A 21,464-nucleotide genomic window follows, 5' to 3' on the forward strand; every position below is an offset into this window, starting at 1 on the left:
TGCAATTTTTTTTTCAAAAAAATGCAATGGATTTGAAAACCCACGTCTTTATAATTGAAGACAGCAAACAGCCCTTTTTTTGAATGGTTTCCAATAAAGAAAACTATAACAACCTTTCTGATTTTTTTGACGAGGAATACCATTCCCTTAAAGGATATGTACAATCAAAAATCAACAACACAACAGAAAGGGATGCAGAAGACATTGTACAGGATGTGGCGTTGCGAATATTTTCCAGACCCCAGGATGCCATCCCTATAACCAATATAGGAGGATTTGTTTATAGCGCCATTAAAAATAGGATTATAGATATCATGCGTACCAAAAAAGAAACAAAATACGACAGCGAAGGTATTGATACGAAATGGGCAGAATTTGCAGAATTGTTCTACGGAAATGCCGATAACACTTATTCCGAGGAGATGAAAAACCAGTTGCAGATGGCAATTATGAAATTAAAACCATCTTATAGGGATATTATTATCGCTGTTGATTTTGAAGGATATACGTATCGAGAGATTTCGGAACAGACCAATATTTCACCAGGAACCTTAATGTCAAGAAGACATAGGGCAATATCAATTTTATTTAGGGACTTAAAACTTAAAATAGTATAAAAAAATTCGATTATGGATTATAAAAAAGATATGGAAGAACATATGGAACAGAAAACCATACACTACGTAACTAAGGCATTTAAAGTATTTGCCATGATAGTGCTGGGCATTTTACTATTTCTACTTGCAAATTATGTGTTAATGCGATTATGGAATTGGCTAATGCCCGATCTTTTTGGTCTACCCACAATAGGGTATTGGAAGGCCTTGGGAATACTTGTATTGGCCAAAATCATATTTGGATTTGGTGGTGGCGGACACAGCAATAGTTCAAAAAGTGGTAAAAAATCCAAAAAACACTTTAAATCGTTTGACAAATGTCGTCCTATGCGAAGGGATTTTTCAGATTGGGAGCTTTATGATGACTTCTGGAAGGAAGAAGGTGAAAAAGCCTTTAAAGATTATGTTGATAAACACAAAAACAAAGAGGATGACATCTAAAAATAAAACTTTGACGGTGAGGGAGCGGCTAAACGCCAGTACAAGGTATCTTTTTTTCTACTCAGAAAGAAAAACAACAATCCAGTCCAAAATCAATTCGCATTTTCGTCTTCATCATGTAAAATGATTATAAAAAAAAACAGAAGTTTTAAGAATTCGTTAAAAAAATGCAAAACCTTGGAAACTTTTTTTGTTTTTAAAGTTTCCGAACATATTTTTGTCGCCGATTATGAGAGAAAAGATTTTACACAAGGCGACCGAACTATTTTTAAATCTTGGATTTAAGAGTGTGACAATGGATGATCTTGCCAACGAAATGGGGATTTCAAAAAAAACCATTTATTCCCATTTTGAGAATAAGACCAAATTGGTGGAGGAGAGTACTATGGATCTTTTCTGGTACATCTCAAATGGTATAGATGAAATTGTTGCCCTGAAAAAAAATCCCATTGAAGAACTATATGAAATAAAAAGATTTGTAATGCTCCATCTTAAGGATGAAAAATCCTCTCCTCAATATCAATTGCAGAAATATTATCCAAAAGTTCATACTTCACTCAAAAACAAACAGTTTGAGACCATGCAAGATTGTGTAGTAGATAATGTGACCAGAGGGATTGAAATGGGAATTTATAGGGACAACTTGAATGTTGACTTTGTTTCCCGAATTTATTTTTCAGGAGTCACAAGTATTAAGGACAACGGTCTTTTCCCACTACAAGTCTTTTCCGTTACCCAACTCATGGAGGATTATCTGGAATACCACCTAAGAGGGATTGTAACCCCAAAAGGAAGAAAAATATTAAACTCAATCATCAATTCAAACCTTGAATAAATGCGAACACTAATCATTTGTTTACTATTAGTATCACCTTGGTTAAGCCAAGGTCAAGAGAGCAACAATAGTTTTAGTCTGGACGAGGCTATTGCTCATGCCCAGCAAAACAACTATAGTGCAATTAATGCAAGTAGAGATCTTGTAGATGCCCAAAAACAAAAATGGGAAACCATTGCAACAGGACTTCCCCAAATATCTGGTGCCATTAGTTATCAAAACCAGCTCAAGCAACCAGTAAACCAAATCCCGGGCGAATTCTTTCCGGATGGTGAACCAGGAACCTTCCAGGAAGTGGTCTTTGGACAGCCCCAAACTGCTACAGCAACGGCAACCTTGACACAACAGATTTTTGATGGATCTTATATAGTGGGAGTTCAAGCTACCAAGGCTTTTTTGAGCTATAGCAGAAATAACAAGGAAAAAACAGATTTAGATGTTAGGCAAGCCGTTGTTGAAGCATATGGAAATGTCCTTCTAGCGCAAGAAAGTGTATTGATTTCAGAGAACAACAAAGCCACCTTGGAAAAGAATTTGTATGAAACAAAACGAATCTATGAGAATGGTCTTGGTGATGAAGAAAGCGTTGATCAATTACAGATTACATTGTCTTCAGTAAACAACCAACTGAAAAATGCAAAGCGCTTGGAGAAGATAACATTACAAATGTTGAATCTAATGATGGGTCTTCCTATTCAAAATCCAACCATTTTAACTGAAAACCTGGATGATTTAGCTCAAAAGCAAATCAATTTAGGATTATTGGATACAGAGTTTAAAATGGAAAATAATGTTGACTATAAATTGGCCAACAACTTAAATGAGCAACGATTCTATGAGTTGAAATTGGCAAAGAGTAGGGCACTACCCTCTTTGAATGCCTTTGTAAACTATGGAGGTTCTTCCTTTAGCGATAGTTTTAACTTCTTAAGTAGCGGACAGCAATGGTTTGGGCAATCTATTTTAGGGTTCGACCTAAACATTCCCATTTTTAGTTCTTTGGGGAGGAGTGCCACAACCCAGCGTGCCAAAATAGCTTTGGATAAGGCAAAAACTCAACTAACTGAAGCCCAAGAACAAATTCGTCTTCAACTGGAAAGTTCAAAAAGTGATTATATCCTGGCAATTGAAGAATATGACACCTCAAAGCAGAATTTAAAGCTTGCAGAACGCATTGAAAACAAAAATCAAATTAAATACTCTGAAGGATTGGCAACAAGTTTCGAGCTTAGACAGGCACAGACACAATTATACGCCACTCAACAAGAATATTTACAGTCCATGGTTGATGTCATCAACAGCAAAACAGAATTGGAAACAATCATAAATCAATAGTCAAAAAATAAAACCATATCATCATGAAAACAATACTATATCCAGTACTCGCAGTATTAGTCTTCGCTTCTTGCAGAGGAGGTAGCGAAGGTTCCGTAGAAAGTGTTATCGCAGGTAACAATTTGGAGACCATTCGAGCAAAACGAACGGAAATTACCAACCAACAAAAAGCTTTGGAAGCTGAAATAAAATTGTTGGACTCTGCTATTGCCCAATTAGATGATAATGCCAAATTACCCTTGGTCACAACCATTACGGCAAAGGCAGAAAAGTTTAATCATTATTTGGAATTGCAGGGAGATGTAATGACCAAGCAGAATGTACTTATTTACCCAGAAATGGCAGGTACTTTGCACAAAGTATATGTTAAGGAAGGACAAAAAGTTTCAAAAGGACAATTGTTAGGTTATATAGATGATGGTGGATTGTCCAGTTCCCTGGCCCAAATGAAAACGAGTGCTGCACTGGCAAAAACAACTTTTGAACGTCAAAAAAGACTATGGGACCAAAATATAGGTTCTGAGATTCAGTATTTACAGGCAAAAACAGACTATGAAGCACAAGAAAGTGCAGTGAAGCAAATGCAGAGTCAGTTATCAAAATCCTCTCTAAGAGCTCCATTTTCTGGAATAATTGATGATGTTATCAAAGATCAGGGTACCGTGGTAAGTCCCGGTCCTGGGTCAGAGGTTTTCAGAATTGTAAACCTTAATGATATGTATGTAGAGGTCGAAGTTCCTGAAAGTCATTTACCAAATGTTACCCCAGGTAAGTCTGTAGAGGTATACTTCCCAGTTTTAGGGGACAATGTGGAAACCAAAGTTAGACAAACTGGTAACTTTATAAATCCAGGGAATCGTTCGTTTAAAGCTGAGATTCCTGTTCCCAACAAAAATGGAAGTATAAAGCCCAATCTAACGGCACAGGTTAAAATTAATGACTATACCAATGAGGAGGCCATCCTTATTCCACAGAGTATTATTTCGGAAAATTCTGAAGGTGAAGAATATGTCTATGTTGTTGATGAAGCTTCTAATGGTGAGAATCCAACAGTAAAAAAAGCGATTATATCAACAGGTAAGACCCAAGGAGATTTTGTTGAAGTCCTTGGAGGTTTAACCAATGGAAACCGAATTATCTCTGAAGGTGCACGAAGCGTAAGAGATGGTCAAAAAGTACAGATTCTAGACTCAACCTCAACTGCCAAAAACTAAGAATAATGAGCAAAGTACAGAAGAATATTAATAAGGAATTCAAGCTTTCATCTTGGGCCATAGACAATCCGTCTGTGATTTACGTGATGATCGGGTTGTTCCTTTTTATAGGATTATCCTCCTACTTTTCAATGCCTCGTGAAGACTTTCCCGAGGTAAAAGAAACCAAAATCTACATTAGCACACCATATCCTGGCAATACTGCTGAAGATATGGAACGTTTGATTACGGATCCCTTGGAAGACCGACTCAAAAACGTAAGCAATTTGGTAGAGCTTACCTCAACTTCACAAGAGGATTATTCCATGCTTGTTGTAGAGTTTGATGAGAATATCACGGTAGAATCCGCAAAGCAAAAAGTAAAGGATGAGGTGGATAGTGAGAAGGCTGGGGAAGATTGGCCTATTTTTAACGGTGCCAAGGTCGAACCCAATGTTTTTGACCTAAACTTGGCAGAGTCATTCCCAATCATGAATGTGAACCTGACTGGAGACTATCCTGTTGAGAAGTTAAAGGAATATGCGGAATATCTTGAAGATGAAATTGAAGATCTATCGCAGATTAAGGAAGTAGACATTAGAGGTGCTCAGGAAAAAGAAGTTGAAATAGCCGTTGATGTTTACAAAATGATGGCAGCCAAGGTAAATTTTACCGACGTTAAAAATGCCATCAGTAATGGAAATATGACAATGTCCGCAGGGAATTTGGTTACCAGTGGACAACGAAGAACTATTCGAATCCTTGGAGAAATTGAAAAGCCTACAGAGCTTTATAATTTTGTGGTCAAATCTGAAAATGGTGCAGTTTATCTTAAGGATATTGCCGAAGTTTCCTTTAAAGAAGAAGACAAGACTACTTACGCTAGGGAAAAAGGAGAGAGTGTGGTAATGCTCGATATTAAAAAGCGCTCAGGGGAAAATGCTATTGAGGCTGCAGATTTAATTCGTGAAATTGTTAAAGATGCAGAGGAAAATTACTTTCCAAAAGACCTACACATTACCATTGCCAACGATTCCAGTGCTAAAACATTGAACCAGGTTGATGACTTGGTCAACAACATCATTTTTGGAATCATTCTGGTGGTTACGGTACTCATGTTCTTTTTAGGGTTTAGAAATGCACTGTTTGTTGGTTTTGCAATTCCAATGTCAATGTTCATGTCCTTTATGATCCTATCTGCTGTAGGCTACACCCTAAATACCATGATCCTATTTGGATTGATTATGGGACTTGGAATGCTAGTTGATAATGGAGTTGTGGTTGTGGAAAACGTTTACCGTTTGATGGACAAAGAAGGTATGTCCCGGATTGAAGCGGCCAAAAAAGGAATTGGGGAAATCGCTGTTCCCATTATTATTTCTACGGCAACAACGGTTGCTGCCTTCGTACCTCTTGGTCTGTGGCCAGGTTTAATGGGGCAGTTCATGATATTTTTCCCAATCACACTATCCGTAGTTCTTGGTTCCTCTTTATTTGTGGCCATTTTTATGAACTCCATGTTGGTTTCCAGTTTTATGGAAGTTGGTGAAAAAGAATTAACGGTAAAGCAATTGATTCGAATCAGTGCAATTCTTGGTGGTTTTGGTTTGTTCATCTTTATTGTAGGTGGAGCCATGCGCGGATTGGGGACTTTGATGATCGTAGTTGCAGGTATGTTTTGGATTTATAAGTATTTCCTTAAAAAATGGGCATTACGTTTCCAAAAGAATACGCTTGTACGTTTTGAAAATTGGTATGAAAGAAGATTGAAGCATGCTCTCAGGGGTAAAAATGTATACTGGTATTTTGGTGCTACCGTCACGATGTTGATCTGTGCATTTATGTTTTTCGGAATGTCTTTGGGCAGTCAACGAACAAAGGTGGAATTCTTTCCAGACAATACACCCAATGAAGTCTATGTTTATATTCAATATCCCGAAGGAACGGATATTGATAAAACCGATATGATTACCAAGGCTATTGAAGAACGCGTTTATGCAATTGCTGATGGTAATGAATACTTGGATGCAGATAAAAACCTTTTAGTGGAATCCAGCGTTTCCCAGGTGGGTAAAGGTGCTGAAAACCCATTTACCGAAGGAGGTTCTGCAGCGGAAATGCCACACCGTGGAAAAATCACCATTTCCATGCGTGAGTTTAAATATAGGGATGGTCTGGATACAGAAGACCTTCGCTTAAAAATTCAAGATGGTATTGCCGGTATTTATCCTGGGGTTACAATTTCGGTTGAAAAAGATGCGGTTGGACCTCCAGCGGGTTATCCTATCAATATTGAAATTGAGGGCAACGATTATGATGAGCTGATTGTTACGGCAGAAAGTATGCGCGATTATATCAACGGTAAAAACGTAGCTGGGATAGAAGAGCTGAAAATCGATGTAAACAAAAGCAAGCCTGGGATGCAGGTTGTTGTAGACCGAGAAAAAGCTGGTGAACTTGGAGTTTCTGTGGGCCAAGTTGGAAATCAATTGCGTCAATCCCTGTTTGGAGATAAAGCGGGCATTTATAAGAAAGATGGCGAAGATTATGACATCAATGTTCGCTTTAATGAGGATCTACGATACAATACGAGTGCTTTGTTCAATCAGAACATCATTTTTAGAGATCCCGCTAATGGGCAGATAAAGGAAATTCCTGTATCTGCTGTCGCATCGCAAAAAAACACCTCATCTTTTAGTGCCATCAAACACAGGGATACCAGAAGAGTTGTAACAGTATATTCAGCCTTAAAACCTGGATTTACAGATGCAGGAGCAATTGTGACAGAAATCCAAAAAGAAATGGAGGAGTTTAAAGGCTTACCGGCTGGTGTCAAGATTGATTATACTGGTCAAATAGAAGAACAGAACAAACAAATGCAATTTTTGGTTGGCGCTTTTTTCTCTGGTTTAGGCCTTATCATGCTCATTTTAATTTTCCAATTTGGAGGTATTTCAAAACCGGCAATTATTATGATGGCCATCTTCTTGAGCTTTATTGGGGTCTTTGGCGGTTTGATCATTACGGGTTGGCCATTTGTAATTATGATGACCATGATGGGAATTATCTCTCTAGCTGGTATTGTAGTAAATAATGGTGTGGTACTGTTGGACTACACGCAAATATTGATTGATCGTAAAAAGGTTGAGCTGAATCTTCCCGATAATGCATTATTGAACCGTGAACAAGTTACCGAAGTACTTATTCGAGGAGGTAAGGCAAGGTTGCGACCTGTAATATTGACGGCAATTACAACAGTTCTTGGTTTGATTCCACTGGCCATAGGGTTGAACATCAATTTTGTTTCCTTATTTTCAGATTTTGACCCGCAAATATATATGGGTGGGGATAATGTAATCTTTTGGGGACCATTGGCCTGGACCGTAATCTTCGGGTTAATTGTGGCCACTTTCCTTACATTGATTATTGTACCAGTATTGTTCAATATCATATATCGATTAAAAATCAGGATTAGAGGAGGCAAGAAATCCTCAGTAAAGGAAAAAGAACAAGTAGATATTGCTGCCTAACAAAGTACTATGAAATAAAAAAGCCCCGACCTTAGGTCGGGGCTTTTTTATTTAAGTATTGTAATAGTTACTTATCTACCGAAACCAATTCAGATTGATTCCAATTTTTTACATTAACAATGCGGTTCTCTGCAAAATCAACCTCTTTTAAAATCTGGCCTTTCCAAAAGAACCACTTTCCAGATTTTTTTCCTTCATTGTATTTACCAGAGGCAATTTTCTTACCACTTACATCGTACATAAACCACTGTCCATGTAACTTACCTTTTAATAAATAACCCGTTTGGGCTATTTCACCGTTTTCGTGAAAATATGTAGCTTTTACCATTTTCCCCACTTTTTCAAAAGTCGGTTCAATATCTTGTGGATACATACAAACCGAAAACATCACCGCTAAAAAAAATATTGCTTTCTTCATATGATATGGGTTTTAAGTTTATTCAATAACATTAACGATACAAATGTAATTATTATTTTACGTTAAATGAATATTTTAATAACATTTAATTTACATTAAATTAACTTTAAATACATAAAACAATAATAATCAACATATTAACAAATATAGCATTGAAATAGATAAAACCTTTTATCGATGAATTTTAACCGAAAAGCTTGAAAAAAACACTAAATGTAAATTTTAGGTTAGTTAAATGTGTTTTAAATATTACGTTGGTCAATTATAGATTTTTTCTCCTTATTTCTTTCTAAACTTAGAATTGGCAAGAAAATAGGTATCTCTAACAATAAATACTGCCATTCCTCTTAAATTTGCGCTCCATAGTAAATATCATGTACAGAAATAATACTTGTGGTGCATTAAGGGCATCAGATATTGATTCAGAAGTTATTCTAAGTGGCTGGGTACACAAAGTAAGGGATAAAGGCTTTGTTGTTTGGGTAGATATACGCGACCGATATGGCATTACACAATTAGTGTTTGATGAGGATCGCACCCCAAAAGCTCTATTAAGTAAGGCAACTGGCTTAGGACGGGAAACCGTAATCCAAATTAAAGGCCAGGTTATAGAGAGAGCCTCCAAAAATCCCAATATTCCAACTGGTGATATTGAGGTTCTTGTGGCTGAGCTTCAAATATTAAATGAATCTATCCTACCTCCTTTTACTATTGAAGATAATACGGATGGTGGAGAAGACATCCGAATGAAATATCGCTATTTGGACATTCGAAGAAATCCTGTAAAGGATAATCTCATCTTTAGGCATAAAGTAACTATGGAAGTCCGTAAGTATTTATCTGAAGAAGGATTCATTGAAGTTGAAACTCCATATTTGATAAAGTCTACTCCCGAAGGAGCTCGGGATTTTGTTGTTCCAAGCAGAATGAACGAAGGGCAATTTTACGCGCTGCCACAATCGCCCCAAACCTTTAAGCAATTACTTATGGTGGGTGGAATGGACAAGTACTTTCAGATTGTAAAATGTTTTAGGGATGAAGATTTACGTGCTGATAGACAACCTGAATTCACCCAAATAGATTGCGAAATGGCCTTTGTGGAACAGGAAGACATCCTCAATGCTTTTGAAGGATTGACAAAACATCTGCTGAAAGAAGTCCATGGAATAGAGTCAAAAGATTTTCCAAGAATGACCTATGATGATGCCATGCGTTTGTATGGAAATGACAAACCTGATATTCGTTTTGGAATGGAGTTTGGAGAATTGAATGCAGTTGCGCAACACAAAGATTTTAATGTTTTCAACTCGGCAGAACTAGTTGCTGGCATTGCTGTTCCCGGCGGAGCATCGTACACCCGAAAAGAAATTGACAAGCTTGTTGATTGGGTAAGGCGACCCCAAGTAGGGGCTAAAGGGATGGTCTACGTAAAATGTAATGAAGATGGCACCTTTAAATCCTCAGTAGATAAGTTTTATGATCAAGAAGACTTGGCCAAATGGGCAGAGGCGACCAATGCTAAAGCTGGAGATCTTATCTGCGTGCTTTCTGGAAACACGAATGAAACCAGAGCCCAACTTAGCGCTCTGCGTATGGAATTAGCGGAACGACTTGGATTGCGAAAACCCAATGTATTTGCTCCTCTCTGGGTAATTGATTTCCCCTTATTGGAATTGGATGAAGAAACGGACACGTACCATGCCATGCATCACCCTTTCACCTCTCCAAAACCCGGACAATTGGAATTGTTGGAAACCAATCCAGGTGAAGTGAAAGCAAACGCTTATGATTTGGTATTGAACGGGAACGAAATTGGTGGCGGATCCATTCGAATCCACGATAAAGAAATTCAGGCTACCATGTTCAAGCATCTTGGTTTTACTCCAGAAGAAGCAAAAGCACAATTTGGATTTTTGATGGATGCCTTTCAGTATGGTGCTCCTCCACATGGTGGAATCGCTTTCGGACTTGACAGATTGGTCGCTATTTTAGGTGGACAGGAAACCATCAGAGACTTTATTGCTTTTCCAAAAAACAATAGCGGCAGGGATGTAATGATCGATGCTCCAGCAACTATTGATGATGAACAATTAAAGGAGCTTCATTTAAAGGTTGATTTGTAGGATTTCAATTTTAATAATGGACCTTTGAAGCAATTACTCTTTTTCCATTTAGTCATCCTGAACATATCGAAGAATATCAGAAAAACTTGTTAACTTCATAATCGATGAAACAATGGATTAAGATATTACTTTATGCACTATTGCCTCTCCTAGTCTTAATTGCCATAATTTACAGCTATAGCAATTACGAAAACGCAACAAAGTATGAGTCTGCCAAAGAAAAATACCTTCATTATATCGGTTACATTGAACAAAGCACTGCCCTCGCCAATACAAAATATGAACTTTGTGGTGACAAAAAAATAGCATACACATATAACGGTGCGGCCTACAGGGCATATAAAATCAGCAAGAATACTTTTCGAAAAAATATATTAAAAACTTACCAAAATAATGGCTATTCAGACTCAGGGTATTTAAACTTCCGTTTTTTAGTCAATTGTAAAGGTGAACCAGGTTGGTTCGAAATTATTGAAATGAACCTAGACCTTGAGGAAACTGAACTTGAACAGAACATGGTAGACCAACTTTTTAGCATTACATCTAATTCAAACCATTGGAATGCCTTAGACTATAAAGGGAGTCCCTTAAATTATTATATGTACATCTCATATCGAATTGAAAATGGTGAAATCGTTGAAATATTGCCTTAGTTTTCTTTTGGTTATAATTTCTTGTAATGGTGCAACTGATACACTCAACACCCCTGAGCGTAGAAAATTGGCAGAAAAAATATTTCAAGAAGGCTCTCATCTATATCAAGGTTCCCCAGAAAGCATGGTTAGAATAGAAAAAGCCATTGCAGTCGATTCAACCTATGCAGAGGCATTGAGAGAACTTTCAGTTGCTTATCTAAAACGGGGCATGCCCCATGAGTGGAAACCACAATTTGACAAGGCTGTACGTCATGACCCAAAAACCTGGGTTCCTTGGCGAGGCTATCTCTATTTGTATTTTTATCGTGATTATAAAAAAGCAATTGCAGATTTTAATGCGTCGGATACACTTACACCACATTTAGATTATCCACAAGGCCACAGTGTTGATTATTGGCGGGGAATTGCTTATTTGGGACTTAAAGACCATACGCAAGCTTTGCACTATTGGAACAAGCATATCCAAAAAGAAACTGAGGATACCGGAGAGGACTGGGTTGAACTGGAAGCATTTTTATATAGGGGCATAACATATTTTGAAGCTGGTAATATTCCAAAGGCTCTTGATGATTTCAATAAAATCATACATTATTTTAAAAACTCCGCCGACGCGAAATACTACAAAGCAATATTACTGCACCAACAAGGAGAAAAAAAAGAAGCTCTTTTAATGATAAATGAGGCCATTGAAGATTTCAATTCAGGTTTCTATAATCACTACCATTATGTTGAGTTATTGCGCCAAATCTATATGGAAGATTTAGAAGAACTGAAATCACAAATATTGGGTTAACTTTAGCCATGCCTGATGCCAAAACTTTGCTGACTAGATTTTTAAAATGGAGATATAAACATATCTCCAACAAAACCTTCGTGCATATCATGAGTTTGGTAGTTGGTTTTCTAGCAGGGTTAGTAGCTGTAACTTTAAAAAATACCACCTATTTTATACAATCCTTGTTGGAAAAAGGTATTGTTTTTTCTGAAAACCAATTATATTTTATTTTACCAATTATTGGGTTAGCCCTGGTCTTTCTTTACGTTAAATACATTCATAAAAAACCGATACAACATGCTATTTCCTCAATAATATTTGCCCTCTCTAAAAAAGGAGGGCTTTTAAAAGTTAAAAATATTTATGCGCCTTTAATTACGGCACCCTTGACTGTAGGCTTTGGAGGATCCGTGGGATTGTTAGGTCCAGCGGTAAAATCAGGTTCGGCAATAAGTTCCAATCTAAGCAGGTTGTTCCATTTAGATACAAAAACACGCTCCTTGCTGGTTGCTTGCGCTTCGGCCGGAGCTATTTCTTCAATATTTCAATCCCCAATTGCCGCTATTATTTTTGCCGTGGAAGTATTCACTTTGGATTTGACCATGTTGTCGATGTTACCTCTACTATTGGCTTCTATTTCAGGAGTGCTCACCTCCTATTTCTTTCTGGGAAATGAAGTGCTTTTTAGCTTTTCACTATCAGAAGGCTTTCAATTAGAAGATACCTTCTTTTATATTCTTTTGGGTGTTGGCACGGCTTTTTCCTCTATATATTTTACCAAGATGTATTTTGCCATTTTTGACTTTTTCAAACGATTTAAAAGTCCAAAATACAAACTCTTGGTTGGTGGTATTGCTATTGGAATAATGCTATATGCAATTCCTCCGCTATATGGGGAAGGTTTTGGCTTTATAAATAATCTATTGGATGGTGACCATTTAAAGGCTCTAGGAAAAACCCCTTTTGATGCACATATCCATAATATTTGGGTAGTTATAGCGCTGTTGTTCGGCATCACCATTTTTAAGGCCATAGCCATGACCACAACTTTTGCTGCTGGAGGTGCTGGGGGAATCTTTATTCCAACTATGGTAATGGGAAGCGCATTGGGAAATGTAGTCGCCAAGGTCATCAACAATCTGGGATTGGGTTTTTCGGTCTCAGAAAGTAATTTTACACTAATCGGTATGGCTGGGCTAATTGCAGGAGTAATCCATGCGCCATTAACGGCCATTTTCCTAATTGCGGAAATTACTGGTGGGTATCAGCTTTTTGTTCCCTTAATGATTACAGCATCCATCTCCTATTTAATTACAAAAAATGCCCTTGATTATACGATTTACACTAAGGAATTGGCAAAAATAGGAGCTGTTTTAACCCATAACAAAGATCAAATGGTATTGACTTTATTGGAAATGGATGACGTGATAGAAAAGAACTTTAAATCCGTTCACCCAGAAATGACATTGGGCCAAATGTTGCATGAATCCGTATCAAAATCCAAAAGAAATATTTTTCCCGTTCTCAATGAGGAAGAAAAATTGATTGGTATTATTGTTTTGGATGATATCCGGGAATTTATGTTCGATACCGAACTTTATAATTCAACCTACGTTAAAAATTTGATGCATGCCCCACCAGAACATGTTTTTTATGGTAGCGATACTATGAAACAGGTTATGCAAAAATTCCAGGACAGTGGTGCATGGAATTTACCCGTTATACAAGAAGGGAAGTATATGGGCTTTATTTCAAAATCAAAATTATTGACAGCATATCGAAGAAAATTAATTACACATACAAGATGAAATTGAAATACATAATCGTTCTAATTGTGTTACTCTCATTTGGCTTGATCATCTATGGATTCAGTATTAAAAAAGATGACCCATTAAAAGCAAATAAATTTATAGGATCAGGTACTGTAGGACTTTTCTTTGTGGCAATGCCGCTTTTTTTGATAAAAGAAAGCAAAGGTAAAAACATGAAAGATTACATGTTAACCCATGAGAACATTAAAAAAATGCAAGGTAAAAAGGACAAAAACACTGAAAATCAATAATTTTCATAAGATTTAAAGTTTATTTCATCCAGATAAATCGAAAATACCCTAATTTAGTATTTTAACATTTACATTATTTTTAATGACTGGTACAGTAAAATTTTTTAATGGATCCAAAGGTTTTGGGTTTATTACCAACGACGACACAGGAAAGGACATTTTTGTTCATGTTACGGCATTGAACGGATTGGAACTAAACGAAGGCGACAAAGTAGAATACCAAGAAGAAGAAGGAAGAAAAGGAATGGTTGCTGCACAAGTGCAGATAATCTGATAACAATATTGTATTCTTAATTTGATTTAACCCTGATGGTTTCATCGGGGTTTTTTTATTTAGTTGAGATTACGCCTTTGTATAAAAAACCGCTTCAACAATTCTGAGGCCTCATTTTCCAAAACTCCACCAACCAGCTCTGTTTTAGGATGTAAATTCCCTCCCATTACACTAAAACCGCGCTCCAAATCCGAAGCACCATAAACTACTTTGGAAATCTGACTCCAGTACAAGGCTCCGGCACACATCTGGCATGGTTCAAGAGTAACATATAGCGTACATCTGTGTAAATATTTACCTCCCAAAAAATTTGCGGCAGCCGTTATTGCCTGCATCTCGGCATGAGCGGTTACATCATTCAGACGTTCCGTTAAATTATGTGCCCTACCAATAATTCTATTGTTCACAACCACTACGGCACCAACAGGAACCTCGCCATTTTCAAATGCAATCTCGGCCTCCTGCAAGGCTTTTTTCATAAAATAAGTATCATCAAAAGGATTTTCCAATGTGTCAAAATATTTTATCAGCGGCTAAACTAAACATAAAATCATGTTATTGATATTAGGTACTTTTGTTTTTTGATTTCTTGGAACGACTTTTAACACATATCAATTCACCAAAAGACCTTAAAAAGCTGTCTTTAGACAAACTGCCTCAACTTGCGCGGGAGCTTAGGGAATTTATAATTGATATTGTAGCCACAAAAGAGGGCCACTTAGGTGCCAGCTTGGGTGTGGTGGAACTTACGATCGCGCTTCATTATGTATTTGATACACCAAACGATAAACTCATTTGGGATGTTGGCCATCAGGCATATGGGCATAAAATCTTGACAGGTAGAAAGGAAATTTTTGATACCAATAGACAATTGGGCGGAATCAGCGGTTTTCCCAAACGAAGTGAAAGTGAATATGATGACTTTGGAACCGGTCACAGTTCAACAGCAATCTCAGCCATATTGGGAATGGCAATGGCCTCAAAACTAAAGGGAGAATATTCAAGACAACATATTGCCGTGGTTGGTGATGCATCGATAGCCAGTGGAATGGCTTTTGAAGGTTTGAATCATTTAGGTGTTACGGATGTTAACGCTTTGATTATCTTAAATGACAACGCTATTGGTATTGACCCAAGTGTTGGGGCTTTGAAAAAGTACTTGACCAATGTAAAAGCAGGTACTGCCAAGGATGAAAATATTTTTGAATGCCTTAATCTTAACTATTCCGGTCCTCTAGATGGACATAACGTACATGAATTAGTGCAAGAATTGGAAAGGCTAAAGACATTAAGCGGTCCAAAATTGCTTCATATCATAACAACAAAAGGAAAAGGACTCAAAAAAGCAGAGGAAAATCAGGTGGTTTACCATGCTCCAGGAAAGTTTGATGCCACAACTGGAGAACGACTTAAAAAATCGGAAGAAATAAAACCTCCAAAATACCAGGACGTTTTTGGTCACACCTTGGTTGAATTGGCTAAAAAAAATAAAAAGATTGTAGGTATCACTCCTGCAATGCCAACAGGAAGCTCCTTGAAATTTATGATGGATGAGCTTCCCAAAAGGGCTTTTGATGTGGGAATCGCTGAACAACATGCAGTTACCCTCGCCGCTGGAATGGCTACGCAAGGGCTTGTCCCTTTTTGTAATATCTACTCTACTTTTCTCCAACGGGCCTATGATCAGGTAATCCATGATGTTGCTTTGCAAAATTTACCAGTAATCTTTTGCTTGGATAGGGCTGGACTTGTTGGGCAAGATGGACCGACGCATCACGGTGTTTTTGACATTGCTTATTTGCGATGTATTCCCAACCTTATAGTGTTTGCGCCAATGAATGAAATGGAGTTGCGGGATATCATGTATACAGCGCAGTTAGGTCTAGACCATCCAATAACCATCAGGTATCCCCGCGGAAGAGGTGTTACTTTGGATTGGAGAGCTAAATTTGAACCTATTGAAATTGGTACGGCCCGCTGTCTAAAGGAAGGCTCTAAAATTGCTGTTCTTACCATAGGTCATATCGGAAATCAATTTGCAGAAGTATTGAAAAATTTGGATAGTGTTGGTTTAATAGGGCATTTTGATATGCGGTTTGTAAAACCCTTGGCTAAAAACACACTTAGGTCTATTTTTGAAAAATATGACCATATCATTACTATTGAGGATGGTTGCAAAACTGGAGGTTTTGGTTCTGCAGTGTTGGAATTTGCAAATGAAGCTAAGTTTTCAAAACCTGTTAAAATTTTTGGCGTTCTGGACAGCTTTGTTGAACATGGAACAATACAGGAAACTCATAAGATTGCTGGTATGGATTTTGATGCAATTCAAACTTATATTAAATCAACCTTGACCACATGCGATTAATTTGTTTTATTGCTGTACTTCTATCCGCTTTGTCTGCCGTTAATGCCCAGGTAAATTTATCAAGGGTATTTGACACAGATACCACTTCAAATGATTTTCAAGTAGTGCGGATAAAAGAAGTAAAACTAAAATATGTTACTAGAGCTGCTAAGCGGACCGACCCAAGAACAATCTTGAACCGTGTAAAACCATTGAGCAAAAAATATAAGCGCTTTGTGCCAACATCCTTTTGGGATAAAAAAAATGAATTTGGACTCAACATTAACGAGGTTGCTTTTGTAAACTGGAATGCCGGTGGAGATAATTCAGTTTCCGCTTTGGCCAATGCAAGTTTTACACGAAATTATAAATTCCGTTATCTTAATTGGAACAACGAATTGCGTTTGCGATACGGCCTAAACGCGCAGGAAGGGAGACAACTTAGAAAAACTGATGATCAAATAAGAATATCTTCAACCATCGGTTTTAGAAAGGATACAATCACCAATTGGTATTTTTCGGTAAAGGCAAACTTCAACACACAATTTTCCAATGGTTTTAAATATCCCAACAGAACTACTCCTATTTCAAGGTTTATGTCTCCGGGATATCTTTTTTTGGGTGTGGGAACATCCTATATTCCCGAAGGGAAAAAGTTTAACCTATATATTTCCCCAATTACTCAAAAAGCAACATTTGTTACGGATGAAAATTTGTCCAACCAAGGTGCATTTGGGGTTGAAGAAGGGGAACACGTATTTATGGAACTTGGGTTTCTAATTACCAATACCTGGGAGAAAGAAATCATAAAAAATGTAATAATGAGCCATCGGGTAAACCTATATACCGATTACCTCATTAGCTTTGGTAATATTGATGTGGATTGGGAAATGAACTTCAATCTAAAGGTGAACAAACATATCAATGCAAACATTGGAACCCACCTTATATATGATGATGACATTAAGTTTGATGAAGTAGTGGCCGATGATGGAACCGTTACAGACCCCGGTATACCAAGAATACAATTTAAACAATTGCTGGGGGTGGGCCTTACCTATGCTTTTTAAAATTGTTTCCCCATTAGTTTGTTGTGAAAATGCACCGCAGCACTATCCGAAAGACTAGCAACGAAACAGCAGGTGTTCAGCAAGATATTATAAATAGGTACATCGGTGTTTTTATACACATCGGGCAAACTTTGAATTAATAGTTTGTCATAATTCGTTGCGTTTCCTTCTTTTTTATTCACCAAGGCTTGGGTGTAAAAATCAAGAATATCAGAGATAATTCTATAGCCCGCAAGTTCTTTGTCTATTACCTCTGTGGATTGGTAAATTTTTTCAACACTCAGTTTTATAATGTCGTCTACCTGAGCTTTATACTTTCCTTTATCCAACAATGCAGAATCAAAACTTCCTGTAAGAATTTCTGTTTCATTTTGTTCAAAAACTTCAACCGCATCTGTAATTAGGGTGTTTATCGCCAATGCTCTTAGATAACTTAATCGGTCATTGGAATGCTTCATAGCATTGTATTTTTTGGTATTGATGTTTTCCTTCACCAAATTGATAAGGTATTCCAATGCATATTCCTCAGGAATCAATCCTAAATTGATACCATCCTCAAAATCAATAATCGTATAACAAATGTCATCAGCGGCTTCGACCAAATAGGTCAACGGATGTCTGTAAAAACCAATTCCAGAATTTTTGGGATTCACAGCGAGTCCTATTTCTTCAGTAACTTCTAGAAAGAAATCCTTTTCAGACTGAAAAAACCCGAACTTTTTGTCAGCTATATGCTTTGATGGCCTTTTGGGAAGTGACGCTTTTGGATATTTCATAAAGGCACCCAAAGTTGCATAACTCAAACGAAGTCCGCCAGGAACTCCTTCCCTAGATTCCGTAAGCAATTTGAATCCGTTGGCGTTTCCTTCAAAATCGATTAAATCTTGATACTCTTCATTTGAAAGAATAGTTCTGTATTTTTTTCCAATACCTTGTTCAAAATAACTGCCGATTGCCTTCTCACCGCTATGTCCAAAAGGCGGATTCCCAATATCATGGGCCAAAGCGGCAGCTGCAACTATTGCTCCAAAATCATTAAAATGATATCCATGAATTTCTGATAGATAGGGATACTTTGCTAAAATTCGTTGTCCAGCTGTCCTGCCCAAACTCCTGCCAACTACGGAAACCTCTAAACTATGTGTAAGTCGTGTATGCACAAAATCCTTTTTAGATCCTACACTTATTGGAAGCGGAATAACCTGCGTTTTATCCTGAAGACTTCTAAAAGATGAGGAGAAAATAATACGGTCGTAATCCACTTCAAAACCCAAGCGGGTCTCCTCCTGTTCCTTTCGTAATCTTTTATGTGTATCCCCAAAACGTTTTAAAGAAAGTAAACGTTCCCAATCCATAGATTTCCTAGTTTTTGAACGAAGATATGCCAAAAGTTAAATTCAACTCATGGTGCATTAAAAATATTCCCGTTTTCACCTTATATTTCGTAACATTATGTTAACCTTGGTGCCAATTTATAATGGCATTTTTGTCATATTTCTTTTTTAATGGGAGAGAACATCTACATTTTCATGGTTATTGCATTGGGAATTTTGGCAATAACCGATTTGGTTGTTGGCGTAAGTAATGATGCAGTTAATTTTTTAAATTCAGCAATAGGTTCCAAAGCTATTTCTTTTAGGACTATTATGATTGTGGCAAGCATTGGGATTGCCTTTGGGGCAATGTCCTCTAGCGGCATGATGGAGGTAGCACGAAAGGGTATTTTTAATCCAGGGGAATTTGTGTTTGAGGAAATCATGTTCATTTTTATGGCTGTGATGATAACCGATATTCTGCTCCTGGATTTCTTCAACACTTTGGGAATGCCCACTTCAACAACGGTTTCAATTGTCTTTGAACTTTTAGGGGCTTCCGTAGCGATATCTTTGGTGAAAATCATTAAAAGTGATGGGGGCTTTTCAGATTTAGCCACCTATATCAATACAGACAAGGCAGCCGAGATAATTTTTGGGATACTTTTATCCGTGTTTGTGGCCTTTACCATTGGAGCCATTGTACAATTTATTTCAAGACTACTGATTTCATTCGATTACAAATCAAAATCAAAATGGGTTGAATCTATTTTTGGTGGATTGGCAACGACTGCAATCATATATTTTATTTTAGTTAAAGGGCTAAAAAGTGCGGCTATTTTTAATGGCCCAATTTCAGATTTCGTTAGCTCCCAACCTCAAATTTTTGTGTTACTCAATATTGTTCTATGGACATTAATTTCTTGGACTGCAGCAAGTTTTCTAAAATGGAATATTTATAAGCTTGTTATAGCATTTGGAACTTTTGCACTCGCCATGGCTTTTGCAGGTAATGACCTTGTAAACTTTATAGGAGTTCCCATTGCTGCATTACAGTCCTTTCAGGATTGGCAAGTATCTAGCATTGCACCCGAGAATTTTAATATGAATGGGTTGTCCGCAGCAGTACAAACACCCACTTTATTATTATTGCTTTCTGGTGGCATTATGGTCGTTACCTTATGGTTTTCATCCAAGGCAAAAAATGTTGTTAAAACAAGTGTAGATTTGTCAAGACAAGATGAGGGTGATGAACGATTTCAACCTAATTATCTGTCAAGACAGGTTGTTAAGTTTAGCATTGCCACTTTTGAGAATCTTTCAAAAATCATACCTCCTTCCATACAGCAAAAAGTGGATAAACGTTTTACCGTACCTTATACCTATGTTCCCATTACAAAGGCACAAGATTTACCAGCTTTTGACATGGTACGGGCATCTGTAAATTTAATGGTAGCAAGTATTCTTATTTCTATTGCTACGTCCATGAAGTTGCCCTTGTCAACCACTTATGTGACTTTTATGGTTGCTATGGGTACTTCTTTGGCAGATAGGGCTTGGGGGGCGGAAAGTGCCGTTTACAGGGTTGCTGGGGTCTTAAATGTTATTGGAGGATGGTTTTTTACCGCTTTAAGCGCATTTGTAGCGGCCGCACTAATTGCCTATACACTTCATTTGGGAAGGTTTGTTGGGTTGGTAGTTTTATTGCTTATTACCGCTATAATTTTATTGCGCAATTACATGTCGCACAATAAAAAAACCAAGGTAACCAAAGCAGAAGATAGTTTACGAAGAGCCGAGAGCAGTTCAATTCAAGGGGTAATAGAGGAAAGTGCCGATAACATTGCCAATATGATCAAAAGAAGCAATAGGATATATACCTATTCTGTAAATGGTTTGGCAAGACATGATATTGAAGTGCTCAAAAAGAACAAAAAAGGAGTGAACAAAATGTCTGGTGAAATAGACGATTTAAAAAACAACATTTTCTATTTCATTAAAAATCTTGATGAATCCAGTGTTGGGGGAGCCAGTAATTTTTACATTAGTTTACTAGGGCATCTGCAAGACCTTTCCCAATCCTTGGAGTATATTTCAACGCTTGGATACAAACATGTACGCAACAACCATAAAAAATTAAAGTACACGCAGATAAAAGAACTCAAGGAACTTGATGTTGAACTGGAACAGCTTTTTAATGGAACCCAAGAAATTTTCCAAACAAGAACCTTTGAAAAGATTCAATCCATTTTAACCAAAAGAGATGAGCTTTTAGCCATGGTTTCCGAAAAAATCGAAAAGCAGGTTGCTAGAACACGTACCGAGGAATCCAGCCCAAAAAACACCACCTTATACTTTTCTTTCCTCACTGAAAGCAAGGATTTAATTAAGACGACAATGAGTTTGTTGGAACTATATTATTCAGAGCACGACAGCACTATTGAGCCAGCAAGGATAGAAAAACAAGATTGATCA

Annotated in this window: 18 protein-coding genes; 15 read left to right on the forward strand and 3 right to left on the reverse strand. The window is 37.3% G+C overall.

The window, feature by feature from the left end; translation table 11 throughout:
- The first annotated feature begins 83 nt into the window (after positions 1-83).
- From AAY42_RS11505 to AAY42_RS11530, 6 genes are all read left to right on the forward strand, one after another.
- Complete coding sequence (locus tag AAY42_RS11505) at positions 84-617, forward strand: RNA polymerase sigma factor (protein ID WP_055395323.1); 534 nt, start codon at positions 84-86, stop codon at positions 615-617.
- 12 nt (positions 618-629) lie between these two features.
- Complete coding sequence (locus tag AAY42_RS11510) at positions 630-1,058, forward strand: hypothetical protein (protein ID WP_055395324.1); 429 nt, start codon at positions 630-632, stop codon at positions 1,056-1,058.
- 229 nt (positions 1,059-1,287) lie between these two features.
- Positions 1,288-1,893: a TetR/AcrR family transcriptional regulator gene (locus tag AAY42_RS11515; protein ID WP_055395326.1), complete on the forward strand. Its 606-nt coding sequence runs from the start codon at positions 1,288-1,290 to the stop codon at positions 1,891-1,893.
- Positions 1,894-3,228, forward strand: a complete 1,335-nt coding sequence (locus AAY42_RS11520; RefSeq protein WP_055395328.1) for a TolC family protein — start codon at positions 1,894-1,896, stop codon at positions 3,226-3,228. It abuts the gene before it with no gap.
- A 23-nt stretch (positions 3,229-3,251) separates the two neighbouring features.
- Entirely contained in the window at positions 3,252-4,442 is a 1,191-nt protein-coding gene (locus AAY42_RS11525; RefSeq protein ID WP_055395330.1) for an efflux RND transporter periplasmic adaptor subunit, read from the forward strand.
- Positions 4,443-4,447: 5 nt separating this feature from the next.
- Complete coding sequence (locus AAY42_RS11530; protein WP_055395332.1) at positions 4,448-7,951, forward strand: efflux RND transporter permease subunit; 3,504 nt, start codon at positions 4,448-4,450, stop codon at positions 7,949-7,951.
- Positions 7,952-8,018: 67 nt separating this feature from the next.
- On the opposite strand, the gene AAY42_RS11535 is transcribed toward AAY42_RS11530, so the two are convergent.
- A complete protein-coding gene (locus tag AAY42_RS11535; RefSeq protein ID WP_055395334.1) occupies positions 8,019-8,369 on the reverse strand; it encodes a toxin-antitoxin system YwqK family antitoxin in 351 nt (116 codons plus the stop codon).
- Between the two features lie 374 nt (positions 8,370-8,743).
- Between AAY42_RS11535 and aspS the strand changes: the two genes are divergently transcribed.
- The 6 genes from aspS (at position 8,744) to AAY42_RS11565 (ending at position 14,259) form a co-directional block, all read left to right on the forward strand.
- Positions 8,744-10,492 (forward strand): aspartate--tRNA ligase, encoded by a 1,749-nt coding sequence (aspS, locus tag AAY42_RS11540; RefSeq protein WP_055395336.1) that lies wholly within the window; start codon positions 8,744-8,746, stop codon positions 10,490-10,492.
- Positions 10,493-10,596: 104 nt separating this feature from the next.
- Complete coding sequence (locus tag AAY42_RS11545; RefSeq protein WP_055395338.1) at positions 10,597-11,145, forward strand: hypothetical protein; 549 nt, start codon at positions 10,597-10,599, stop codon at positions 11,143-11,145.
- Positions 11,117-11,941 (forward strand): tetratricopeptide repeat protein, encoded by an 825-nt coding sequence (locus AAY42_RS11550; RefSeq protein WP_055395340.1) that lies wholly within the window; start codon positions 11,117-11,119, stop codon positions 11,939-11,941. The genes AAY42_RS11545 and AAY42_RS11550 overlap by 29 nt, the downstream gene beginning before the upstream one ends.
- Before the next feature lie 8 nt (positions 11,942-11,949).
- Positions 11,950-13,731 carry a chloride channel protein gene (locus AAY42_RS11555; protein WP_055395342.1) on the forward strand — a complete coding sequence of 594 codons (1,782 nt, stop codon included), beginning with the start codon at positions 11,950-11,952 and terminating at the stop codon, positions 13,729-13,731.
- Positions 13,728-13,985, forward strand: a complete 258-nt coding sequence (locus tag AAY42_RS11560; protein WP_055395345.1) for a hypothetical protein — start codon at positions 13,728-13,730, stop codon at positions 13,983-13,985. Before AAY42_RS11555 ends, AAY42_RS11560 begins: the two co-directional genes overlap by 4 nt.
- Positions 13,986-14,067: 82 nt before the next feature.
- A complete protein-coding gene (locus AAY42_RS11565) occupies positions 14,068-14,259 on the forward strand; it encodes a cold-shock protein (protein WP_055395347.1) in 192 nt (63 codons plus the stop codon).
- A 59-nt stretch (positions 14,260-14,318) separates the two neighbouring features.
- On the opposite strand, the gene AAY42_RS11570 is transcribed toward AAY42_RS11565, so the two are convergent.
- A complete protein-coding gene (locus AAY42_RS11570; protein ID WP_055395349.1) occupies positions 14,319-14,768 on the reverse strand; it encodes a nucleoside deaminase in 450 nt (149 codons plus the stop codon).
- Between the two features lie 80 nt (positions 14,769-14,848).
- Between AAY42_RS11570 and dxs the strand changes: the two genes are divergently transcribed.
- Positions 14,849-16,627 carry a 1-deoxy-D-xylulose-5-phosphate synthase gene (gene dxs, locus AAY42_RS11575; protein ID WP_055397908.1) on the forward strand — a complete coding sequence of 593 codons (1,779 nt, stop codon included), beginning with the start codon at positions 14,849-14,851 and terminating at the stop codon, positions 16,625-16,627.
- On the forward strand, positions 16,618-17,676 hold the full coding sequence (locus AAY42_RS11580; protein ID WP_055395351.1) for a DUF3078 domain-containing protein: 1,059 nt from the start codon (positions 16,618-16,620) through the stop codon (positions 17,674-17,676). The genes dxs and AAY42_RS11580 overlap by 10 nt, the downstream gene beginning before the upstream one ends.
- Here the strand turns inward: AAY42_RS11580 and dgt are convergent.
- Entirely contained in the window at positions 17,673-19,031 is a 1,359-nt protein-coding gene (gene dgt, locus AAY42_RS11585; RefSeq protein WP_055395353.1) for a dGTP triphosphohydrolase, read from the reverse strand. The genes AAY42_RS11580 and dgt overlap by 4 nt on opposite strands.
- 150 nt (positions 19,032-19,181) lie before the next feature.
- On the opposite strand from dgt, the gene AAY42_RS11590 reads away from it, so the two are divergent.
- The gene (locus AAY42_RS11590) at positions 19,182-21,461 is read left to right on the forward strand and encodes an inorganic phosphate transporter (RefSeq protein ID WP_055395355.1); all 2,280 of its coding nucleotides are present in this window, start codon (positions 19,182-19,184) and stop codon (positions 21,459-21,461) included.
- Positions 21,462-21,464 lie beyond the last annotated feature (3 nt).

The sequence above is a fragment of the Flagellimonas eckloniae genome, assembly GCF_001413955.1.
GTDB classification, from domain to species: Bacteria; Bacteroidota; Bacteroidia; order Flavobacteriales; family Flavobacteriaceae; genus Flagellimonas; species Flagellimonas eckloniae.